The 17,411-nt window shown below is 57.6% G+C and carries 14 protein-coding genes; 3 read left to right on the forward strand and 11 right to left on the reverse strand.

The annotated features are described in order from the left end of the window. Positions 1 to 4 precede the first annotated feature (4 nt). The gene (locus FEF26_RS00975; protein ID WP_138251670.1) at positions 5 to 1,327 is read right to left on the reverse strand and encodes an amidase; all 1,323 of its coding nucleotides are present in this window, start codon (positions 1,325 to 1,327) and stop codon (positions 5 to 7) included. Continuing rightward, complete coding sequence (locus FEF26_RS00980) at positions 1,314 to 2,636, reverse strand: NtaA/DmoA family FMN-dependent monooxygenase (protein ID WP_138251671.1); 1,323 nt, start codon at positions 2,634 to 2,636, stop codon at positions 1,314 to 1,316. The genes FEF26_RS00975 and FEF26_RS00980 overlap by 14 nt, the downstream gene beginning before the upstream one ends. A 271-nt stretch (positions 2,637 to 2,907) precedes the next feature. Here FEF26_RS00980 and FEF26_RS00985 point away from each other — a divergent pair, with 271 nt between their 5' ends. Continuing rightward, positions 2,908 to 4,347 carry an amidohydrolase family protein gene (locus tag FEF26_RS00985; RefSeq protein WP_138251672.1) on the forward strand — a complete coding sequence of 480 codons (1,440 nt, stop codon included), beginning with the start codon at positions 2,908 to 2,910 and terminating at the stop codon, positions 4,345 to 4,347. Positions 4,348 to 4,405: 58 nt separating this feature from the next. Here FEF26_RS00985 and FEF26_RS00990 read toward each other — a convergent pair whose 3' ends face one another. From FEF26_RS00990 to FEF26_RS01025, 8 genes are all read right to left on the reverse strand, one after another. Next, on the reverse strand, positions 4,406 to 5,212 hold the full coding sequence (locus tag FEF26_RS00990; protein ID WP_138251673.1) for an ABC transporter ATP-binding protein: 807 nt from the start codon (positions 5,210 to 5,212) through the stop codon (positions 4,406 to 4,408). Continuing rightward, positions 5,209 to 6,942, reverse strand: coding sequence for a dipeptide/oligopeptide/nickel ABC transporter permease/ATP-binding protein (locus FEF26_RS00995; protein ID WP_138251674.1), 1,734 nt, complete (start codon positions 6,940 to 6,942; stop codon positions 5,209 to 5,211). Before FEF26_RS00995 ends, FEF26_RS00990 begins: the two co-directional genes overlap by 4 nt. A gap of 2 nt (positions 6,943 to 6,944) precedes the next feature. Further along, on the reverse strand, positions 6,945 to 7,928 hold the full coding sequence (locus FEF26_RS01000) for an ABC transporter permease (protein ID WP_243730336.1): 984 nt from the start codon (positions 7,926 to 7,928) through the stop codon (positions 6,945 to 6,947). A gap of 80 nt (positions 7,929 to 8,008) precedes the next feature. Next, positions 8,009 to 9,601 carry an ABC transporter substrate-binding protein gene (locus tag FEF26_RS01005; protein ID WP_138251675.1) on the reverse strand — a complete coding sequence of 531 codons (1,593 nt, stop codon included), beginning with the start codon at positions 9,599 to 9,601 and terminating at the stop codon, positions 8,009 to 8,011. Positions 9,602 to 9,956: 355 nt separating this feature from the next. After that, entirely contained in the window at positions 9,957 to 10,850 is an 894-nt protein-coding gene (locus tag FEF26_RS01010) for an ABC transporter permease (protein ID WP_138251676.1), read from the reverse strand. A 49-nt stretch (positions 10,851 to 10,899) separates the two neighbouring features. Then, positions 10,900 to 11,859: an ABC transporter permease gene (locus FEF26_RS01015; protein ID WP_138251677.1), complete on the reverse strand. Its 960-nt coding sequence runs from the start codon at positions 11,857 to 11,859 to the stop codon at positions 10,900 to 10,902. Further along, positions 11,856 to 12,683, reverse strand: a complete 828-nt coding sequence (locus tag FEF26_RS01020; RefSeq protein WP_166432859.1) for an ABC transporter ATP-binding protein — start codon at positions 12,681 to 12,683, stop codon at positions 11,856 to 11,858. The genes FEF26_RS01015 and FEF26_RS01020 overlap by 4 nt, the downstream gene beginning before the upstream one ends. A 91-nt stretch (positions 12,684 to 12,774) precedes the next feature. Then, entirely contained in the window at positions 12,775 to 14,124 is a 1,350-nt protein-coding gene (locus tag FEF26_RS01025; RefSeq protein WP_138251679.1) for a substrate-binding domain-containing protein, read from the reverse strand. A gap of 165 nt (positions 14,125 to 14,289) precedes the next feature. On the opposite strand from FEF26_RS01025, the gene FEF26_RS01030 reads away from it, so the two are divergent. Next, entirely contained in the window at positions 14,290 to 14,871 is a 582-nt protein-coding gene (locus FEF26_RS01030; RefSeq protein ID WP_166432860.1) for an NADPH-dependent FMN reductase, read from the forward strand. 538 nt (positions 14,872 to 15,409) lie between these two features. Beyond that, positions 15,410 to 16,258 carry a polysaccharide deacetylase family protein gene (locus FEF26_RS01035; RefSeq protein WP_138251681.1) on the forward strand — a complete coding sequence of 283 codons (849 nt, stop codon included), beginning with the start codon at positions 15,410 to 15,412 and terminating at the stop codon, positions 16,256 to 16,258. A gap of 72 nt (positions 16,259 to 16,330) precedes the next feature. Here the strand turns inward: FEF26_RS01035 and FEF26_RS01040 are convergent, their stop codons facing one another. Beyond that, a complete protein-coding gene (locus tag FEF26_RS01040) occupies positions 16,331 to 17,410 on the reverse strand; it encodes an ABC transporter ATP-binding protein (protein WP_138251682.1) in 1,080 nt (359 codons plus the stop codon). Between the last annotated feature and the right edge of the window lies 1 nt (position 17,411).

Raw genomic sequence — 17,411 nt, forward strand, 5'->3', positions numbered from 1 at the left:
TTCCCTACACCGGATACAGAGAGAGTAGTTTTTCGGCCAGGCGGAAAAGTGTGCGCTCCTGGCCGGGCCGGGCCACCAGCTGGACGCCAAAGTGCCGACCATCGGGGTAGCGACGCACCGGCACGGATAGGGCGGGATATCCCATAAGATTCACCCACGCCATGAAGGCACTGATAGCGCCAGGCACTGCAGGCTGACCCGCCACCGTGGCAGGTGACCCAGCATCAGCGGCCCATGCTGCGGTCGGAATCACCGGCATCATGTAGACATCGGCATCCCCCCAGGCCGCGGAAATGCTACGTCGAACTGCAGAGACCTGATTCACCGCGTTGCCGTAGTCAGCTGAGGAGATCTCTTCAGCGCCACCAGAGAGGATTCTGACCCCCTCGCTGAGCTCAGCATTCTGGTCATGGGCATGACGCAGGGCCGAGGCGGAGCCTACTGCTGTCAGAATTCCCCACAGCCGTCGAATCTCATCGATCTCGTAAGGCGCATGTCCAGGAGCGAGAACAACATCCTCTGCTTGGGAAAGTTGCTCGGATGCCTCATCCAAGCGCTCCAGAGCCTCGGGATCAACCGGCTCTCCATTCACACCTCGCACCAGGGCAACCTTCACCTGCGAACGCGGAATATACCCGGGAACCAGAAGCGAAGCAGGGTCGCGGACGTCGGGGCCGGCCACCAACTCAAAGTACTGCTTAAGCTTGGCCAGTGTCTTGGCCAATAGGCCTATGACCTGAAAGTCCAGGGCCATAGGAGGGAAGCCGTAGGCACGTGGAACTGCTCCGTTGGTGGGGCGCAACCCATAGATACCGGTCAGCGACGCTGGAGCGCGGATCGAGCCGCCGGAATCGGTACCTACCGCGAATTCTGTAATTCCTGCTGCCACAGAAGCCGATGCGCCGCCGCTGGAACCTCCTGGTGTCAATCCCATGTCCTGAGGGTTACGAGTGACACCGAAGATCAAGTTGTCAGTGTTCGCGCTCATCGCGAACTCCGGAGTGTTTGTTTTTCCCAGGATCACCGCCCCAGCAGCGCGGAGACGTTCCACTACTATGTCGTCCGCCTGCGGAACGAATCCCACCCACTTCTTGGAGCCCCAGGTCGCGGGCATCCCACCCACAAAGAGGTTGTCCTTAATAGAGATAGGCGTGCCGTCGATGGCAGAGAACGGCACCCCGGCGGCCCATCGTTTGTCCGACGCCGCCGCGGCCCGATGTGCGCCTTCGGGGTCGACGTGGCAGAAAGTGTTGAGCTCGGCATAGGTCTCCAGAGCCGCGAGCGCCTGATCAACTTGCTGCGCCGAGGTCGGCTTAGCCCCAGTCATTGAGATTCTCCCGGAACGTACCCTTCTTGTACGTGTCGCGAATGTAACCCTTCTTCTTCAGCGAGCCGCACAACCCGTCCGTGACCTCGGCAAGATTCTTCCGTGTGAGCTCGTCTTCAGTTCCATATATAAGGAACCCGTCGGGCCCGTCGGTGGACTCGATGGCGTCGTTCATCTTGTCAGCCACGGTGTCGGGTGACCCAACGAACTCCAGGCCCTGCATCTGGCCCTTCTCCGTGATGACCTCCCGCAAAGTCTTCTCCTCAGCGCCCTCAGCGACGTGCTTCATGGTGGAGACCTGGCCATTTCCCAGTTCCTTGGGAAACGGAGCGTCGAGGTCATACTTGCCGTAGTCGATCTCACCACCGGAGAAATAGGAGAGCATCCACAGCTGCGTGTCGATCCACGCCTTGCTGTGCTTGGCAGCTTCGGCAGCTTCTTTTCGTCCCTGAGCTTCACGGTCGTCGAAGCCCAATATCGGCTTGCACATGAAGAAGATGTGAAAGTCTTCCGGGTTGCGGCCATAGGACTTCAGTCGTTTGTTCATATCGGTCCGAAGCTCAGCCATTTGTTCAGGGGACTTAGCTATGGACAGCATTGAGTCGGCATGCTCAGCCGCTAGCTCGCGTCCCGCAGGAGAGCTGCCTGCCTGAGTGATGACCGGGCGACGCTGCGGGCCCGGAGGATTGTTGAGCGGTCCCCGGGTCTTGTAGTGCTGACCATCGAAATTCACAGGATGGACTTTGGTGTGGTCTGCGAACCGGGGTTCCTCCATGTCAAGGAGCAGTGCGCCGTCTTCCCAGGAATTCCACAGCGCGGTGCACGCATCCATCCACTCGTGAGCCATGGCGTAGCGCTCTTCGTGGTCAAGCATTTTTTCCATCCCAAAGTTTTGGGCAACCCGGTGGCTTACCGAGGTCACTACGTTAAAGCCGATTCGGCCTTCCGTGAGATGGTCCAAGGTTGTACCCAGTCGGGCCGCTAGGTAGGGGTGGTACTGAAGGGTAGAGATTGTGGACACCACACCAATATGGTTGGTGGCTTGAGCCAGCAATGGCATCAGTGGCATGGGGTCGTTCTTGGGAGCCTCCAGGCCGTACTTCAGTGGAGCTTCCATCGTGCCGTTGTAGGTGTCGTCGATCATGGAAGTGTCCTCCATGAACAGCATGTCGAAGCCTCCCCGCTCGAGTGACCGGGCAATATCGACCCAGAACGATGGGCCCATCCACTCCTTGCGGTGATCTCCCGCCCACGAACCCCGCCATGTCTGGGGACGATAACCGTCTACGAACCAACCGAGCTTGAACATGCAATTGTCCTTTCTCAATCGACTTGCGTCGATCATTATTGAGGTAGCCGCGTGATATACAAGGAAACTACATGGATGGTGATTCACGAACAAGACAAGCTTGTTTCCGCCGCGTTACGCCTTCTAGCGGCAGGCCAAGGCGCAACTTTCACTTCGTATGTGGAGTGCGAAGGCATTACTTGAATGCAACACATAGGTCATGAATGAGAGACTTTTCCATGTGAAGATGGACTGTCTGCAGAGCACTTGAGAACTGAGAGGGATTCCACGAATGAATCAGATTGCCTACCGTGCACCTTGGATCATCGCCTACCAGAACGGCACACACACACTGCTAAAGAACGGCTGCGTGGTGGTTGAAGGAGACACCATCACACACGTCGGCCACGGGGTGCCCGAAGACGTCGATGACGTCGTTGAAACCAATTCAGTCATCAGCCCTGGGTTGATCAGTACCCACGCCCACATCAACGAATCACCGGTGGACAAGACCATCGTGGAGGACGCAAACAAGCGACAGTTCTGGAACACCAGCCTGATTGAGATCCTCCCGATCCGCGGAGCCGCAATGACCGACTCCCACCGAGAGTCCTGCACCAACCTGTCACTGGCCGAGCATCTGCGGACCGGCACCACGACAGTCATGCATATGGGCGCACCTCAGGACTATCTGCTTGAAGCCATCGATCGCTCCGGTATCCGCGCGTACACCACCGGGTCCTTCCGGTCTGGACGGTGGCTCACCAACGACGGCAAACAGGTCAGTTATGAATGGGCCGACGACGAGGGCTTCAGCGGTCTCCAGCGCGCGCTGGATGAGGTGGAGACGATCCGTTCGATGAAACACCCACGCATCCGACCGTGGCTGAATCCCTCACAGGTCGACACCTGCAGCGAAAACTTGCTGCGTGAGGCTAAGAAGGCCGCTGACGACTCGGATGTGCCGATCACCATCCACGCTGCACAGAGCTTCACCGAGTTCAACGAGATGACCCGTCGCTATGGGCGCACCCCCATAGAGTGGCTTGCTGATATCGGGTTCCTCGATGAACGCGTGATGATCGGCCACGGCATCTTCTTGGGCGGCACTCCCGCAGTCAATTTCCATGGGGACGACCTGGGACTGCTGGCTGACAGCGGGGCCTCAGTGTCCTATAACGCTTGGACATTCGCCCGCGGCGGCCAGAACATGTTCACATACCGCAAATACTTGGAAGCAGGAGTCCGGGTCTGTCTCGGCACGGACAGCGCAACTCAGTCGATGATCGAGTCGCTGCGCTGGACTGCTGTTCTGGGCAAGGTCGCCGAACAGCGCGCCGACGGAGCCAATTCGGACGAAGTGTTCAATTCCGCTACCGTCGACGCAGCCAACTACCTGGGCCGGGAAGACCTGGGGCGGATCGCCCCCGGAGCCAAAGCAGACCTCCTGTTCTTCCGCACTGATTCCGCCACAATGGCTCCCACCAGAGATCCCGTCAAGAGCATCGTCTACTATGCCCAGCCGGAAGACCTCACCGATGTCATGGTGGATGGGAACTTCGCCGTCGAAAATGGAACAGTCAGGGGTATCGACGTAGCCCGCGCTGCGGCGGAAGTTCAAGCCGCTGGCGAGCACATCTGGGAAAGCTGGCCCCAGGGCGACTGGGGAGGCCGCACCATAGACGAGCACATTCCGGTCAGCTATCCGGCCTTCAAAGAATCCGGCTCCTGATTAGATCATCTGCAGGCCAAAAGACCGAGCTCCCTAAGGAGGTCCGAGTCTTCTGGATCTAGGCAGCAGCTCGGTCTGGCCGGAGGTTGAAGCCAGGCCGGCCAGGGACCGAGTTGAGAAGCTGCCGGGTGTACTCGGCCTGCGGATTGCGGAAGACAGCTTCAGCATCACCCTCTTCCATGAGCTCACCATGGAAAAGCACTGCGACCCGGTCAGAGACATGCCGAACGACCGCTAAATTGTGGGAAATGAAGATCATGGTCAGTTCCAGCTCCCGACGCAGCTGTCCGAGCAGGTCAAGCACCTCGGCCTGCACAGAAAGGTCCAGGGCGGATGTGATTTCGTCGGCGATGATGATCTTTGGATTGATGCACAAAGCACGGGCGATCGCGATCCGCTGACGCTGGCCCCCGGAGAACTCGTATGGGTATTTGTCCGCCGACTCTGGAGGCAGCTCCACCCGCTCCAGCCACTCAATGACGGTTGCACGATGCTTCTTCGTATCAGCACCCTTCGGGTCCAGCGCCTCGGCGATGGTCTGCCCTGCAGTGCGCCGAGGACTCAGGGAGGAATAGGGATCCTGCGGAATCATCTGCAGCGCCCTTCTGTCTTTCAGAGGCTTCCGCCGGCCCGGGGTTAGTTCATGGCCAGCAACGACCGCGCGGCCCGAATCGAAACCGTAGATTCCGGTGAGCACCTTCGCCAGCGTTGACTTACCCGACCCTGACTCACCCACCAGTCCGAGAGATTCGCCATGATGCAGGCTCAGGGAGAGCTTCTTCAATGCGTGCGTGGCGGTCGATCCCGAGCCGAACGTCACGTCGAGGTCCTCTACGAACAACTGGAGTGGGGATTGCTGCTTCATAGTGCCTCCACATATTCGGCCGCATCAAGTAGCTTACGGGTGTAAGGATGCTCCACTCGTCGCGACCCCAGCTGTTCAGCGGTGAGCTCTTCGACGATCTCACCGCGGTACATCACAAGGACACGGTCACAGAGCGCTTCCACTACGCCTAAGTCATGGGAGATGAACAGCACGGAGGCGTCCAATTCCTGGGTGGCGGAGACGAACTGCCTAAGCACCTCCGCTTGCACCGTCACATCCAGAGCGGTTGTGGGTTCGTCGGCCACAATCAGCTTGGCCTCGGCCAGCAGCGATGAGGCGATCATGGCACGCTGCAGCATCCCGCCGGAGAGCTCGTGCGGGTGCTGTCCGATACGGTGCTCCGGGCTGGTGATCTTGAGCTGTTCGAAGCGTTCGATGAGTTTCCTTCGGGCGCGGCTGGGCCGCATTCCGAGATGAGTCCGCGCGACTTCTGTCAGCTGTGTGTTCAGTTTCAGAGCCGGGTTGAAGGTCGACATCGGATCCTGGTACACCAAGGCAATGTCCTGAGCCAACTCGCGGGAAGAGACGGGTTCGAGCATGTTGTGCCCGGCGGCAACAAGAGTACCTGCAGTCGCAGTGACGCCTTCAGGGGTCAGACCGCATAGGGTCATCGCAGTCAGAGACTTACCAGAACCGGATTCGCCGACAAGGCCGACGATCTCGCGACGCCTGACGTCAAAGTCGATGCCTTTTACCAGTTCGGTGCCGTTGGCAGCCGTAACCCGTAGGTCACGAACACGCACGTCTATCTCGTCTTCAGGGTCCTCAGCAGCCTCCCGAGCTGCCTCCTGCTCTTTTGCCTGCTCGTTCGCAGCTGCCGGTGCCGGGCGCAGTGTTCCGGTGCGCATGGCCCGGCGCTGCCCGCGCGTTCGGGGGTTGGAGCTGGCGGCCAGACCGTCACCGATCAGCATTGCTCCCAGGCCGGCCAACACGATCATGACCGCAGGGCCAATCACCTGCGTGGGCTGTGCGTAGATCATGGTGAGCGCGTCGCTGAGCAGCAGTCCGTAGTCGTAGTCCGGGGACTGTACGCCCAGGCCGATGAAGGACAGGCCGGAGAGCTCCACAAGCGTGACAGCAAAATTGCTGGCGGTCAGGATTAATAGCGGTTCGGCCATATTGGGCAGCACATGTCGGCCGATAAGCTTGTACTTGGACACTCGCAGCAAGTGCGCGGTAGTGACATAGTCCCGGGCCATGATGGGCGAGGACATATTCACCGTCAGACGGACGAAGGCAGGCACGCTGGCTATACCGACTGCGAATGCAGCCGTCCAAGCGCCAGGGCCGAGGATCGCTGCAATGATCAGTGCGATCACCAAGTTGGGAAAGGCCACGGCGACAGAATTGGCTCCGACGATGAGCTGGCGGACCCTAGGTGGCATGAACCAGACCAGTGTCCCAATCGTCACGCCGATCACGACGGAGATAGCGCTAGCAGCGACAGTGAGCAGCAAAGTCAGACGGGTGGCGACCAGAGCACGGGAAAAGAGGTCACGTCCAAACTCATCTGTTCCCAGCGGATGATCCGCTGAGATCGGCATCCGCCTGTCATTGCTCTGCACGTTGGCCGATTCGCTGAACCACATCGGCGCAAAAATCCCGATAAGCACCACTACCGTCATGATGATGAGCCCCGCCAAGAGAATCGGGTGCAGACGGCGTTTCTGCTTCTTCTGGGTAGGAGCAGCTTGAGCTTCGTTGGCCATGGTCATGAGAATGCCTTTCCGGCCGTCAGAGTCCGGGGGTCAAATGCCGCAAGTACGATGTCAATCATGGTGTTGGTCATAATGGCGAAGACACCGATGGTGAGGATGATGCCGCGGATCACCGGATAATCACGGTCCAGGATCGCCCCCACGACGCCGTTGCCGAGACCTGGCCAGGCGAAGACCGATTCTATGACCACAGCACCGCCGATCATGTTGGCGAAGATCAGGCCTGAGAGCGTCAGCGTCGATGCCATCAGGTTAGGCAACGCGTACTTCACATACTGCTTGAGGCGACTGATGCGCCAACCGCGGGCAGTACGCATGTAGTCCATCTCCAGGACATTGGCGGTCTCTCGGCGAACAATGCGCGCCACGGAGAAGACAGCTCCGAAGGATAGTGCGGCGATCGGGAGGATGTAGGACTGCACATTGCTGGCCCCTCCTGCCGGTAACCACCCTAGCGCCACTGCAAAGATCGCCACGAGGATGGCGCCATAGACATAGGTGGGAAATGCCTGCAGGGTCGCACTTGCCCAGCTGAAGGTCACGTCCAGCCAACGGTTGCGATTACCTCGGGTCAGTCCAGCCACTGTCATACCCAGGATTATGGCGCCGATGAACGCCACAACGATGGCACCAAGGGCGATAGTCACTGTGAAGGGCAGCCGAATAGCAACGATATTCCACACTTCTTCATTTGTTCGGAAGGACTGTCCCAGATCACCGGTGAATATTCCGCTCAGATAGTTCCAGAACTGCTGCCACACAGGGAGGTCAAGGTCCAGGCGCTGCCGAGTGAACTCGATGTGTTCTTGGCTGGCGTCGGGACCGGCGATCACACGGGCAGGATCGCCGGGTATCAGCAGGACGATCAGGAATGTGATCGCAACCAGGACGACGAACGCCACGATCAGTTCAAGCAGCTTCTGACTCAGGAAATAGAGCCAGGGGGACCCCTTCAGGCCCTGCAGTTTTTCAACCACGGCAGTGTCTCTCCTCGTCGAAGAGGTGCCCGGGGCATGGAACGGCCCCGGACACCTCGGGTTATTTCAGCGGGGTTCCATCAGTCGTGCAGACGCAGGGTGGAGAGATCCTCACGGCCAGCGATGTGCTCGACTGTCACCCCTTCACGGCTGACGACGACGTTGGGGTCGTCGGTCAGCGGAACGATGAAGATGTCCTCGAGCGCCAACTGTTCGGCTTCTTGGAAGTATCCGCAGGCCTCGTCGATGTCCTCCGCCTGAAGTGCCTGGTTATAGGCGTCAGTGGCGTCGGTATTCTCCTCATAAGTGAAGCTGGTGCCGCCCTCATCGAGTGCAGGACCGACCACACGGTTGAGACCGTTGACCGTTAGGCCGGCTACGTTGACCGTGGACCAGATTGTCATGTCCCAATTATTGGCTTCCTCGGGGGACATCACGACGTCCAACCAGGTGCCGACATCGGCATTATTGAGGTCTACTTCGGTGCCTGCTGAGGCCAAGACGTCTTGCATGTACTCCCCACCTGAGCCGTTGGCACCGATCACATTGGTGGAGACGATGTTGACGGCCTCACCCTCCAACAGTTCAGCCGCAGCGTCCGGATCCTGGTCGATGAGGAAGGATTCATCCGTGTTGGCGCACTGCACACCGGCATCTGCTGTGGCAGCGATCAGTTCCGAGGTTGGGTCGACCACCTGTTGGAAGGCTTCACGGTCAATGACCTGAGCCGCGGCTTCGCGCATCTCCACATCGGAGAATACGCCACTGGTGTTGAAGATGACGTAGTAAGCGCCCACAGCACCCTGGCTGTAGTTCCACTCCTCTTCAGGGAAGCGGTCCACGTCAAAGTGTTCGACGGGGGTCCAATCCATCTCACCGGTCAGTACTTGGTTCGGTGAGGTGTCCAGGACTCCGGGGACAAAGGTCAACGTTTCGGCGGGATGGCCTTCAAGCTCCTGGCTCCACTGCGGCCACCGATCATAATCCTCGTTGAACGTGAACTCGTACTCCACGCCGGACGTGGACTCGGTCATGCTGTAGGGTCCGCTGAATGCCGCGGGGACTTGCCCCTGGTCCACACCCTCTGGATCGTCTAAGCCTTCGGGACAGATGATGCCCGAGGCAGGATGGGTAAGACCCTGGGTGATCTCTGAGTAAGGTTCCGAAAGCTCAACCATGACGGTGCCAGCGTCGTCGTCAACGGTGACAGTGACGTCACCGGAACCAAATATTTGGGCATATTGAGGTGCGCCGGTGTCTGGGTCCGAAAGGTATGAGAGAGAGTCGGCGACGACGCTGGGGGTGATCTCGGTGCCGTCGGCGCAGTATGCGTCGTCGCGAATGGTGAGTTCGACGCCGTCTTCGCTCTGTTCGAAGTCAGAGGCGAGCCCGCCAATCACACCTTCTTCTTCGTCAGCGCGGAGCACGGTGTCAAAGCCGAGACGAGCGAGTTGGTAGTCGCTGAGCGAAGATGCGAGCGCGGGGTTGAACGTTGTTGGGTCGTCATTCAGTGGACCGTTGATGGCTCCTGATGCACCAGGGTTTTCCTGAGAGGCTTCATTGCCGTTGGCGTCATCCCCCGCCCCACCATCATCTGTCGTACAAGCGCTGGCAATGAGTGCCACTGCGGCGCCACATCCCAGCAAAGGGGTCCAACGGCTGCGGTGAGTCATACCTCGTCCTTTCGTGAAAGTGCTGCGTACGTCAAGAAGGCCTGGAGACACAAGCTGTTCAGCAGGACGACCCGTGGGGTTCTTGGAAACCCCAACGCTTTACTTCCTCATAATTGATGAATGTACATCGACAATATACGACACGTAGCAAGGCAACAAGAAATAGTTGACTTCGCGGAGAAGATTTACACGAAATTTACATTCATATCTCCAGCAGACCAGGTCTATAGCAGAGCATCGCTTACGAAAGAGCTGAGACATGATTGCCAAGCCGAATCGCATATACATTTGGTCCTCTTAGAATGTTTAAATAAAATATAATTTTCTAAGATGACTCAAAATTAATCGGAATAGCCTATTTATTGACAGATCCCCAGCGGTTAGCAAACATAAACACTGCTTTCAGAGTGATATCAGTCAATGTGGCAACGATAGCGAGGATCAAGATCGTGGCGAAGATGCCAGTGATGTTGGTGTTTGCCGCGAAGGTCGAAATCAGTCGACCCATCCCCTGCGGTGCCCCCATCAACTCCGCGATGGCCGCAATGCTCCAGCTACCAGCCAGCGCGATGCGCACCCCTCCCAAAATCTCCGGCAAAGTACCGCGCAGATACACATCTTTTATCAGCCGGACCCTTCCTACACCGAGCACCAAAGCAGACTGGGCATACACCGGGTCCAGGTTCGTCACGGCTCGTTGGGCATAGACATAGATGATGGGCACTGCCACTAATACAAGCAGCAGCAGCTGGCCATTGCGGCTTACCCCGAACCATACGAGGAAGAACGGCATGAGGATCAGCACAGGCACCGCGCCGAGAGTCAGCAGGGAAGGGTCAGAGAACATGCGAAGGAACTGAACGCGCGCACTGGCCAAGCCGATCGGCACAGCCACGATAATGGCTAGGAGGACCGCTAACCATACCGAAGTGGTGGTGTAGATGAGGTTTTCGAGAATACCGCCATCACCGAGATTCTGAGTTTGAACCAGTCGAGACTCGAGGAAGTGCGCCTCAGCGAAACGAAATACCTGTTCCGGAGCAGGGAGGAACACCGGACGAACCCATCCCTGTTCAGTGACCACGTACCAGGCAGCAAGAATGATGATCATGCCTGCCAGAGCTAATGGGTCGCTTGCCTTGACAACGCGTAGTACCGGGTTCTGCCGCCCGGGGGATTTTGGAGCCGCCCCGTGTGTGGCCTTCTCGGAGGCAGCCGTCGTGCTTTCACCGGCTTTTACAGCAGCCATTGTGCTCCCTCACGTTGGTTGGACGAGCTACAACACATGATCACAATCCTCATCCCTGCGCATCCGGCATCCATACGACGAGGCGCTTGGTGACCCGACTAACAAGGTAGTAGGTCAGTGAAGCCATGATGACCACAACGATGCCGATCAGAAACATGCGGTCCACAAAGCCGAAGTATCGAGCGTGGGTGACGATGTAGCCCAATCCGGACTGCGCTCCGACGAACTCAGAAGCAATGGCAGCGGTCCAAGCCATGGCCAACGAAAGTTGAATCGTTGACCGCATTTCCGGAAGGATCGAAGGTAGCACCACAGTGACATACGTACGAATGGGACGAGCACCGAGGGTCTTCGCGTTCTGGACGTATATGGCGTCCACATTTGCCACCGCGTTGACGACACCAGTAAAGAAGATCACCCCGACCGCGACGGCGATGAAAGTCACCGCTCCGGCGAATGCCGTGCCGAACCAGAGTTGAAACATCGGGATGAGGCCCAGCAGGGGGAAGGTCCGCAGGAACGCGGTCGGCATAGCGAAGAGGCGGCGGCCCCATACGGAGCCGGACACGACAAGGGCTACCAAGCTGCCGATCACTGCGCCGATGAGAAGGCCGGCGATGATCCGCATCATCGTATCCCACCCATGGCTAACGATCGCCAGCAGACCACCGATGTAGGTCCGCTCACCCCCTGCCGAGACTGATTCGACGCCTAGCCCGCCCCTCCAGTAGTCAGCCAGACCGGTGACGGTGTCTGTCAGCACGATCTGCCACCCCGGGAAGAAGGGTTGACCAGGACGCACTTCTCGAGTGTCAATGATGCCGACCAGCTGCCATAGTCCGGCCAGAACCACCACCACCAGGACGCTGCCCAAGGTGTAGAGCCGGGAGTTGAGCTTTGGCCTATTGGCCTTGGGTTTGACAAGCTTCTCCGCCTTGGAGGCACCCGCAACCGGAGCAGGGTCAGAGCTAAGCTTTTCCTTAGCGCGTTCAGCTACAGGCGCGGTCATGCTCCCCCCTCGGTGGGGAGGCCCAAGTGCTGAAGCATCGATGCCTTGTGCTCAAGCATCGTCGGCGTCGACAACGCTTCCAGGCGCCGAGGGCGCTCTGCGGCGACCCGACGATCATCCACTACACGACCGTTCGTCATCACGATAATCCGATCCGCCAGCGTGAGGGCTTCATCGACGTCGTGCGTCACAAACATGACAGTCAGTCGGTGCTCCGCCCAGAGGTCCAGCACGGTCTTTTGCAGTTGCAAACGAGTCACGTAGTCCACGGAGGCGAAAGGCTCATCCATGAGCAGCAGCTTGGGCGCGTTGGAGAAGGCAGTAGCGATGGCAACCCGCTTGAGCATGCCTCCAGATAGTTCCTTGGGCCAAGACTTCTCCACGTGAGTAAGATTCACTTCCGCAAGGAACTTCCGCGCGATCGACATCCGCTCCTCTTTCGGGACCCCTCGGCACTTCAATCCGTAGGTCACATTGTCGATGACCTTCATCCAGGGAAAAACACTGTCCTTTTGAAAAACCAGGCCGCGATCCGGCGAAGGGCCTCTGATCGGTTCACCGTCCAGAGCCAGTTCCCCGTCAGTGGGCTCCAGCAGACCGGTAGCCATGTTCATCATGGTGGACTTCCCGCAACCGGAGGGACCTACGATGCAGACAAACTCGCCAGGTTTGATAGTGACAGAGACGTCTTCAACTGCATGGAACTTCTGACCGGCCCGCGAGTAGACCTTGTTGACGTTCGTGGCCACCAGCTCGGCACCGTGTACCGGACCGCTGTTCTCCACCTGCTCGGTTGTCTTGTGGTTCTCCGTGACTGCAGTCATTTCGTTTCTCTCTTCCGAAGCCTGGGGCTGTCGAGCTCGGGAGGTCATGGGGATGACCGCCCGAGCCTTCGCTCAATGGTTCAGCGGTCTATCAGCCTTCCGTAGCCGCGGTGGCCAAACGCCATGCGTCCAGGAAGTTGTAATTGTCATAGTGCATCTGGGCCTCATCCATGAGCTCCTGCCGCTCAGCGTCGAGGTCCCCGGCGCCGTCCATCATCTCTTGAGTCTCAGCCTCAAACCGGAGCAGATCCTCATAGATGCCTGCGGCCCATATGAAGCCGTCCGGCGTGACCTGTCCGGGTGTGATGAGTCCCCGCTCCTCCAGTTCGTCGATCTGAGACTGACCCGAATGCGCGTAGTACTCGGAGTTCTGGTCATCAACGTAGTAACGTTCAGCATCCTCAAAAGTGGTGATTTCGTGGAAGAGCTCGAAGGAGTCGTAAAGCTCTTCATAACCTTCGAACGAGGTTCCGGAAACGCTATTGAGGTAGGGAACTTGAAGTTCAAAGAGCGACGGATCCTCCGCTGTCTCTGCGGCGATCCGATAGAGCACAGACACCATGCGCAGAATCGTCTCCTGGTTCTCCGGGTCCTCCATGTAGGTCGCCGAGGAGGCCATGCCGTTATTGGAAATAAACGGAGCGAACGGTGACTCTGCATCTACTAGCGTGTTTTCCGTGATCTGCCGAGTGTCGTAGACCGGCGTCCACCCGAGTTCCAGCAGCTCATAGGCAATGGGAGCCCCAGCAGGGCGAAGGAACTCTATCTCTCCAGACTGTGCCAGAAGAAACATTTCAGAGTCTTCCATGGTCACGTAGTTCGGAGAACCGACGTCAGCGACTTCGAATGGGATCTCGTTGAACGCGATATCACCACTGGTCGGGTTCACGTACACATCTTCGTCCACCAGGGGCTCAAGGGCGCTGGCCAACGCAGTGTCGAAGTCCTCACCCTCGTCGATGTAGTCCTGCAGAGTGCTGAGCTCCAGATCCGGATGGGCAAACATCACGGACCCATAGAAGGTGACCGCATGGGCGATGTTCTTCAGCTCGTCATCAGTCTCATAAGTAGGGACCAACATGCTTGATGTAGCAGTGCTTATGTCTACTTCGTGATTCAGTAAGAGATTTAGGTATTGGCTTTCCTCGACATTGAGACCAGTAGGTTCAGGCGTGATGTTGATTCCAACGTCGTCATACCAGCCTTCTTCCATTCCAATCACATAAAACGTGTTGTCTGCGTAAGGTCGCATTGCGAACTCGACGTCAACGTCTGGGATGTCTGTTCCTTCCGAGGGATCAACAGGCTGCCAGCTGTCCCCATCTGCCTCATCACCATCCGTGGCATCGGCAGCGTCACCGCCCCCACAAGCGGTAAGACCAAACAAAACCATCACTGAGAGGATTGAGAATGCTCCAGTTTCACGTGACTTAAATTTCATCGTTAAACCTCCAGTCATGAAGTGATTTTCAATTGTGCGAGCGCTGGGACTATGACGTCCCGGACCGAGCGACCAGAGCAGGCGGTAGACAGAATCCAAACTCTTAGCGTGTCGACAGCTACACTACGGAGCATCTATTTCAGCTGTGTTGCATATTCATTACTAGTGAGGAACGTCGATCACATCGGCATTTTGGGCGGTATGCTGACCACCATGGCGAAAATCGGATACATTCTCGGAAGCGCGGCAGATGATTCCATCAACCAGAAGTTGGCCCTAGTCCTAGAGGAACAGGCCCCGGATAGGGCGGAGTTGAACTATATAGACATTCACCAACTTCCGATTTATAACCGAAATATGGATCAGGACTTCCCGCGTCCTATGACTGAGTTCAAGGACCTCGTATGGTCGAATGACGGACTTCTTGTGGTGACTCCCGAGCACAACCAAAGCTTCCCCGCGGTCGTCAAGAATGCGCTGGATATCATGACCCGCCCATGGGGCTCTAGCGTGGAAGGCCTCAAGATGGGCATCACCGGAGCTTCACCGGGACGCTTCGGCACCATCAACAGTCAGGCTCAGTTGCGACAGTTTCTCCCGCCACTAGGGGTCAAAATTATGGGATCGCCGTTGCTGGCAGTTCACGCCACAAAAGACACCTTCAACACGGACGGCACTGCCGACGCGACGACGACCCAGCGGGCTAAGGCTTACATGGAGGCCTTTACCCAGTTTGTTGAGCAGTAAAGTCACTGCAGTTAGCCGCCAGGCTGAAACATGGGCTGGGGGTCAGCCCGTCTCCACTAGACACTCGGCTTGGTCGTCATGGAGCTGTGGAACTTTCCAAGTCAAGTGAGACGTCTGCTGGTTAGCGCCACAGGGGGCTGCCGCGGCCCCGTAATCGAGAGATTCAGGGTTGTTGCCTTTTGCCATCATCCTTACCCTCTTCGGCGAAAACAAACGGGTGACAATGCCAGTCCGGCTATTCAACTGTGTCGCGCCATTCGAACCCGCTCTCTCCCAAGGATCGCCACTGCTATCCGTGGCACGGTTCACTCTCCTGCAAACCAAAAATCCAAAGCCGTTCACTGCTGCACACAGGCAGCGAGTCCCGCTTGACACAGCAGTGGCCTCAACGGCCAAGAACGGACGGCCAATACTCGTTCGCTGTGTTACAACCTGGTAATACGTTCCTCATAAGTGCGCAATAGTCATCTGCAAACCTGAACAGGTTATTTACCTGTGACAAGGGGCATGCTTTGTGTGCTCAGCGAGGAGGAGATTCATGGCGCTGCCCGCCGGAAAAACTGTGGGATTGGCCATCAGCCCGGACTTCGACGCTCACTCTGCGTGGATGTCTTGGTACGGCGGAGGGAAGCTAGATCCTGTGGCGATGTCCCGCGGCGAGTTTGCCGCCCGTGCCGGAACTCCCCGGCTGCTGGAGCTTTTCGACAATCTGAACATCAAAACCACCTGGGGCATCCCTGGGCACACGATGCTCACCTGGCCGGAGCTAACCCGCGAAGTAGCCAGCAACGGCCATGAGATCTGCGCTCATGGCGTTTATCACGAGAATCTCAACGGGATGCACGAACCCATCGAGCGGCAGCTCATGACCCGGCAACTGGAGCAGTACGCTGAGATTATCGGTGGAAAACCCCGTGGGTACCGGGCACCATCGGGCACCATGACATACAACACGCTGCCGTTAATCGAGGAGTTCGGTTTCGACTGGGTCAGCAGCCTGAAGGGCGATGACCTGACCCCTTATAAGCCGCGCGAAATCACTAGGATCAGCTACGACCAGGGCAATGCCTTCGGCCGCGAGTACCCCTTCGCCAATTATCCGACCTCCTGGTTCCTCGAAGACTGGGTAGCATTCGAATATGTAAGCGGACACGCCCCAGGACTTTCTGACACTGATACCGTACTCAAACGGTGGAAAGATACGCTCGACTACGCACGGACCCGTATGCCGCAAGCAGTGATGACCATCGTTCTTCACCCTGAATCGATTGGCCGGGCGCATCACATGTTGATGCTGGAAAGCTTCCTCAATTATGCAGTAGCTCAGAAGGAAGTCTGGATTACTACCATCAGTGACATCCACGACGCCTGGGACTTCGAGAACTAATTCGGACGAAGACAGCAGTAGGGTGGGCCAGTGGCACTACACTAGTCCACCCTACTGCTTTCTGAAATTATTCTATTTCGCGATCAGCCTCACGTGCTCGACATCTGCCCACGAGACGCCGACGCTATCGCCGGATTTCAGAAGCGCATTCCTCCCTGCTGACACGCTGAGCTCCACCTCCTCGTGGTTCTCAAGCTTGACGATGTACTTTACCGAGTTGCCCATGTAGACCTTGGTGGAGATTCTGCCGCGCAATTTGCCCGCCGCCGCGGCGTGATCATCATCGATGCTCAGCTCCTCAGGCCTGATCGAAATGTGCACCTGGCACCCTTCCTCAAGGAGAGTCTCTCCCCTGAGCGGTACTGAGAGCTCACGTCCCTGCACTGTCTGTACGGTCACGTCGTCCTGACTGAGACTCGTCACTGTGCCGGGAATGAAGTTGTTCTCCCCGATGAAGTCGGCTACAAAATAGCTGTTCGGCGCCTCATAGAGCTCCCTGGGACTGCCGTACTGGATTAGCTTGGATTCGTTGAGCACAGCAATCCGGTCCGACATGACCAGTGCCTCTTCCTGGTCGTGGGTGACGAAAATGATGGTGACGTTGGTGATCTCCTGGATGCGCTTGATCTCCAGTTGCACGTGGCCACGCAGGTTTTTGTCGAGCGCACCGAGCGGCTCATCCATGAGGATTAGCTCAGGCTGGAAGACCAGAGAACGAGCCAGCGCCACCCGCTGCTGCTGACCGCCGGAGAGCTCATGCGGCTTTCGGTGGGCGAACTTCTCCAGCTGAACCAGCGCAATCGTCTCCTCCACCGACTTTTTGATCTGTTTGCGAGGACGTTTACGGATCTTCAGTGGATAGGCGATGTTCTGGAATACCGTCATATGCGGGAAGAGTGCATAGTCCTGGAAGACAAACCCCATGTTTCGTTTATGCGTGGGCATGCTAGAGATGTCCTGTCCGCGCAGTTGGATAGAGCCCTCGCTGGGGATGTGGAAGCCGGCTATCATCTGCAGGATCGTTGTCTTTCCGGAACCGGAAGGGCCCAGCAGGGTCACGAACTCGCCGGCCTCAACAGCCAGATCCACCGAATCGACGGCGGTGAAATCGCCGTATTTCTTGGTCAGTCCTTGAAGCTCGAGCACTGGCACG

The sequence above is a fragment of the Nesterenkonia salmonea genome, assembly GCF_005771525.1.
GTDB classification, from domain to species: domain Bacteria; phylum Actinomycetota; class Actinomycetes; order Actinomycetales; family Micrococcaceae; genus Nesterenkonia; species Nesterenkonia salmonea.